Annotated in this window: 4 protein-coding genes and 1 pseudogene; 3 read left to right on the top strand and 2 right to left on the bottom strand. The window is 74.1% G+C overall.

The window, feature by feature from the left end; translation table 11 throughout:
- Window positions 1-336, bottom strand: a pseudogene (locus tag AB0K34_RS46055) (hypothetical protein); the annotation flags it as partial.
- A gap of 1 nt (window position 337) precedes the next feature.
- Window positions 338-1,102: a DUF4239 domain-containing protein gene (locus AB0K34_RS46050; protein ID WP_138641973.1), complete on the bottom strand. Its 765-nt coding sequence runs from the start codon at window positions 1,100-1,102 to the stop codon at window positions 338-340.
- Between the two features lie 272 nt (window positions 1,103-1,374).
- Between AB0K34_RS46050 and AB0K34_RS46045 the strand changes: the two genes are divergently transcribed.
- The 3 genes from AB0K34_RS46045 to AB0K34_RS46035 are packed head-to-tail and all read left to right on the top strand — an operon-like array spanning window position 1,375 to window position 4,251.
- Window positions 1,375-3,000, top strand: a complete 1,626-nt coding sequence (locus tag AB0K34_RS46045; RefSeq protein ID WP_138641974.1) for a lysine 5,6-aminomutase subunit alpha — start codon at window positions 1,375-1,377, stop codon at window positions 2,998-3,000.
- Entirely contained in the window at window positions 2,997-3,863 is an 867-nt protein-coding gene (locus AB0K34_RS46040; protein WP_138641975.1) for an OAM dimerization domain-containing protein, read from the top strand. Before AB0K34_RS46045 ends, AB0K34_RS46040 begins: the two co-directional genes overlap by 4 nt.
- A complete protein-coding gene (locus AB0K34_RS46035) occupies window positions 3,856-4,251 on the top strand; it encodes a hotdog fold domain-containing protein (protein ID WP_138641976.1) in 396 nt (131 codons plus the stop codon). The genes AB0K34_RS46040 and AB0K34_RS46035 overlap by 8 nt, the downstream gene beginning before the upstream one ends.
- Window positions 4,252-4,841: the final 590 nt, after the last annotated feature.

The raw sequence follows: 4,841 nt of genomic DNA, 5'->3' as shown, positions 1-4,841 counted from the left end.
GGCCGGCGGGGCCGGTTCGGCGGGCGGCTCGGGAACCTCGGGCGGCGGCGGCTCCTCCGGCGGGGGCGGCGGTTCCTCCGGCGGCGCGGGCGGTACCTGCGGCGGCGGAGGGGCCGGGGTCTGCGGCGGAGGCGGCGGAGGCGGCGGGGGCTGGTGCGGCTCGCAGGGCGAGCCGCCCAGGCCGGCGCCGGGGCCGATCTCGATGTCGATGCACACGCTGATGATCGGGTGCGGGGTCGGGTCGGCGAGCGCGGCGGCGGGGAAGGCGAGCGCGCCCGCGACCGCGGCGGGCAGCACGGCCGGCAGCGCGGCGGGCCGGAACGGCAGCGGGCGCATGTCAGCCGCCCGCCCCGACGCGCTGCAGTTCGGCCTGCAGGTGCGTGAACGCCTCCGGGCCGACGGCGAGGGCGCCGCTGAAGACATGGGAGATGTCGACGGTCAGGTAGGCCCCGGCGGCCAGCAGCGCCGCCATGATCGACAGCGGGACGAGCGTGGCGCCGCGCGGGCGGGCGCCCGACAGGAACGGCAGCAGCAGGACCGCGACGCCGGTCAGCAGCGTCATCGCCAGCAGCCCGGCGGGCGGGGTGGTGCGCGCGTCGGCTCCGCGCTGGTTGCGGGCGCCGGAGATCTCGCTGAGGTGGTCGAGCACGGCGTTGCGGGCGTCCTTCAGCTCGTCGGACTCGGCCTTGACGGCGATGACGTAGCGGCGCAGGTCGTCCAGGTCGCGCTGGCCGTCGGAGCTGAGGCGGCCGTGCTCCATCAGCCGCCACTCGGGGCCGCGGACCAGCGCGACGTACCGGCTCAGCTCCGCCTGGACGTGCCGCGCGTCGGGCGCGGGGAGCCGGCTCGCGGCCCAGTACGCCTCGGAGATCGCCTGGCTCTCGGCGTAGGTGTTGGAGCGCGCCGCGTCGGCGGTCGTCCACGGCACCACGATGGCGATGGCGAAGGCCAGCAGGAACAGCGCCGAGAGCATCGCCCCGGTGTGCGCGGTGGTGGGGCCGTCGGGGTCGGGGTCGTCCACGCCCTTCAGGCGGCGGACGAGCCGGCTCGCCACGAGCACCACGCCGATCGCGCAGGCCGCGGCCGCACAGTAAAGGATCATGCCACTCCCGCGTTGGGCTGTTATCACTGAGGGTGAGTTTAATTTCACGTACGGTCGTTACCGGTGGGTTCGCCACTGACCGTCACCTGAAGGTGACATGACCGTCCGGACAGGGAAGGTGATCGGTACGGGCGCGGCCAGGTCGGAGGAATCTGCCGCGACTTCTTGTGAAATACGCTGTTCATGCCGGAAGATCTCCCGTAGAGCACCCGGTATGAAGGACGATTGTTCGGACCGGCCTGAGAGGGGCGGCTGCGTGAGGGGAGACGGCGATGGCGCCGCAGGGAAAGCTGGACCTCGACCCGGAGGCGGTGCGCACCGCCCGGCGGCTCGCCGCCCGCGCCGCGGAACCGATCATCGAGATGGCGCGCTCCCACACCACCGTCTCGGTTGAGCGGGCGCTGCTGCGCCTGGCCGGCCTCGCCGGCGCCGACGAGGGCGGGCGGCCGTGGGCCAACCACCTCGCCGACGCCGTCCGCGACCAGGTCGGCCTGGAGCACGGCCTCGCGCTCCCGGTCTGGGACGCGCTGCTGAGCGGCCCGCACGGCTCCCTGCGCGACCTCGCCCAGGCCGCCGCCGCGGGCCGGGTGTCGTTCCGGCTCCCGGCCGGCACCGACGCCGACCACGCCCGCAAGGCCGCCGCCGAGGCCGCGCGCGGCGGCATCGCCCGCATCGACCGGCGCCGCGCCGAGCGCGACCGGCTGCTGGCAGAGCTGCCCGCCCCCGACAGCGCCGACCCGCCGCAGCCGCTGGTCTACCTGATCGTCGCGACCGGCGACATCTACGAGGACATCCCGCAGGCGCAGGCCGCCGCCCGCGAGGGCGCCGACGTCGTCGCGGTGATCCGCTCCACCGGCCAGTCGCTGCTGGACTTCGTCCCCGAGGGCGCCACCCGCGAGGGCTACGCCGGCACCTACGCCACCCGCGAGAACTTCCGGCTGATGCGCGCCGCGCTGGACGACGTCTCCCGCGAGCTCGGCCGCTACGTCCGGCTGACCAACTACGCCTCCGGGCTGTGCATGCCGGAGATCGCCGCGCTCGCCGGGCTGGAGCGCCTGGACATGATGCTCAACGACTGCATGTACGGCATCATCTTCCGCGACATCAACCCCCGCCGGACGTTCATCGACCAGCGGTTCTCCCGGCAGGTCCACGCCCGCGCCGGCATCGTCATCAACACCGGCGAGGACAACTACCTCACCACCGCCGACGCCGTCGACGCCGCGCACACCGTGGTCGTCAGCCAGCTGCTCAACGAGCGGTTCGGGCACGAGGCCGGCCTCTCCGACGCCCAGCTCGGCCTCGGCCACGCCTTCGAGATCGACCCGGCGGTGCCCGAGTCGTTCCGGCTGGAGCTCGCGCACGCCCAGCTCGTCCGGGAGCTGTTCCCCGGCGCGCCGCTGAAGTACATGCCGCCCACCAAGCACATGACGGGCAACATCTTCGCCGGCTACCTGCTGGACGCCTTCTTCAACCTCGCCGGCGTGATGACCGGCCAGTCGATCATCCTGATCGGGATGATGACCGAGGGCATCCACACCCCGTGGCTGTCGGACCGCGACCTCGCGCTGGAGAACGTCCGCTACGTCCGCGACGCCTGCGGAAGCCTCGCCGAGGACTTCGTGCCCCGCCCGGACGGGTTGATCGTCCAGCGCGCCCGGCAGGTGCTGGCGGAGTCGGTGGACCTGCTCGAGCGCATCGCCGACGACGGGCTCCTCAACGCGATCGCCGAGGGCACCTTCGGCGTCACCCGCCGCCCGCCCGACGGCGGCAAGGGCCTGGACGGCGTCGTCCCCCGCGCCGACGGCTACTTCAACCCCGCCATCGACATCCTCGACACCGAGGACCCGCACGCCGGCAGCGCCGCCGGCGCGGCCCAGCAGGAGGTGCCCGCATGACCGTCGAGAGCCCCGGAACCGGCACGCGGGCGCCCGCCGAGCCCGCCGACACCCGCCAGGTCATCCGCCCCTACGGCGACACCACCGGCGACGGCATGGTGCAGATGTCGTTCACCCTGCCCGTCCCCGCCGGCAAGCGCGCCGAGGCCGCCGCCCTGCAGCTCGCCGGGAAGATGGGCCTGGACCCCGCCAGCGTCGTGCACGCCAAGCCGATGGGGCCCGACTTCACCTTCTTCATCGTGTACGGCAAGGTCCGGCACCTGATCGACTACGCGTCCATCCCGGCCCCGGAGGAGCGCGCCTACCCGCTGCTGACCTCGCAGGAGGTGAACCTGGCGATCCGCGGCGCGCTGAACCGGCGGCTGGTGGTCGTCGGCGCCTGCATCGGCACCGACGCCCACACCGTCGGCATCGACGCGATCCTGAACGTCAAGGGGTTCGCGGGGGAGAAGGGCCTAGAGTACTACCGGGAGATCCAGGTCGTGAACATGGGCGCCCAGGTCACCGTCGAGGAGCTGGTGGAGCGCGCCAAGGCCGAGAACGCCGACGCCGTCCTGGTGTCGCAGGTCGTCACCCAGCGCAACGCGCACCTGCACAACACCAAGCAGATGGCCGCCGCGTTCCACGCCGAGTACCCGACCGCCGTGGCCGGCGGGGTGGGGCGGCCGCTGCTGGTGGTCGGCGGCCCCCGCTTCGACACCGTCACCGAGGCCGACCTCGGCGTCGACCGGATCTTCGGCAAGGGCACCACGCCCGCCGAGGTCGCCAGCTACCTCGTCCACGCCCTGCTGCCCGACCAGCCGGCCGCCCGCGGCGGAGACGGCCGCGGAGACGGCCCCGACCACGGAGACGACGATGAGTGATCCGCGCGAGGGGACGACCGTCACCCACCGCCGCTACGTCCCCTACTCCCACGCCCACTACGCCGGCGACCTGGTCGACGGCGCCTACGTCCTCGGGCTGTTCGGCGACGCGGCCACCGAGCTGTGCGTCCGCACCGACGGCGACGAGGGCCTGTTCGCCTCCTACTCCGACGTCCAGTTCCGCGCCCCGGTCAAGGCCGGGGACGTGCTGGAGACCACGGCCGTGCTGGTCCGCGCCGGCACCCGCAGCCGCGTGATGGAGTTCGAGGCGCGCGTGGTGTGCCGGGGCCGCCCCGACAAGGGCGAGTCGGCCGCCGAGGCGCTGGCGGAGCCGATCGTGGCGGTCACCGCGACCGGCACGGTGGTGGTCGCCGCGCCCGGCGGCTGACCCCCGCCCCCGGCGGGTTCCGCCACGCCGCTCGCGGCGATCTTCGCAGCCGATTTCGCGGACGGCTGATCATGTCTCTGACCTGCGGCGACGCGAGTCCCCGCAGAACATGCGGCGGTTGACATGAGGCCGGAAGCCGGTAGTTTTGCTGCAGTCCAGCACGGGACTCACCGATCGGCCGCCCGAGGCGCCGCCGGGCATCGCACCACGACGGGGACGGGGACCACGCGAGTGGTCCGGTTTCGTGTCCGCCTCAGCCAGTGCGGTGCTCCGGGAGCGGGCCCGGGCGGAGCCGCCCGATCGCGCGGGGGGGTTGGACCCGGGAAGGGCCCGGACATCCAGTAGAAAACGGAGGCTCGCTCTCACCGCCTGTGGGACGGCTCCGGCCCGACGGATGTCGCGGGCCCTCTTCCGTGTCCGCACGCCACCGGCCTCTCCGGTCCGCGGCCCCCCGCCCCCCCGGCGGCGCGGGCGCGGTCGCCGCGGCCGCCCGCGCCCGGTAGCGTTCCGGGAAGGGAACGAGCGAACGAGGTGGGTACGTGGCCCAGGAGACCCTGCGCGACCGGTCGCCGGCCGGGGGCCCCGGCGGG

The organism is Actinomadura sp. NPDC049382 (genome assembly GCF_040677125.1).
Lineage (GTDB): Bacteria > Actinomycetota > Actinomycetes > Streptosporangiales > Streptosporangiaceae > Spirillospora > Spirillospora geliboluensis.
Note: the sequence above shows the minus strand (reverse complement) of the source record. Positions and strands in the feature narration are given on the sequence as shown.

Bases quoted from the DNA above. Each gene is read 5' to 3' on its own strand.
- AB0K34_RS46050 (WP_138641973.1), bottom strand. From the start codon at position 1,102: ATGATCCTTTACTGTGCGGCCGCGGCCTGCGCGATCGGCGTGGTGCTC.
- AB0K34_RS46045 (WP_138641974.1), top strand. From the start codon at position 1,375: ATGGCGCCGCAGGGAAAGCTGGACCTCGACCCGGAGGCGGTGCGCACC.
- AB0K34_RS46040 (WP_138641975.1), top strand. From the start codon at position 2,997: ATGACCGTCGAGAGCCCCGGAACCGGCACGCGGGCGCCCGCCGAGCCC.
- AB0K34_RS46035 (WP_138641976.1), top strand. From the start codon at position 3,856: ATGAGTGATCCGCGCGAGGGGACGACCGTCACCCACCGCCGCTACGTC.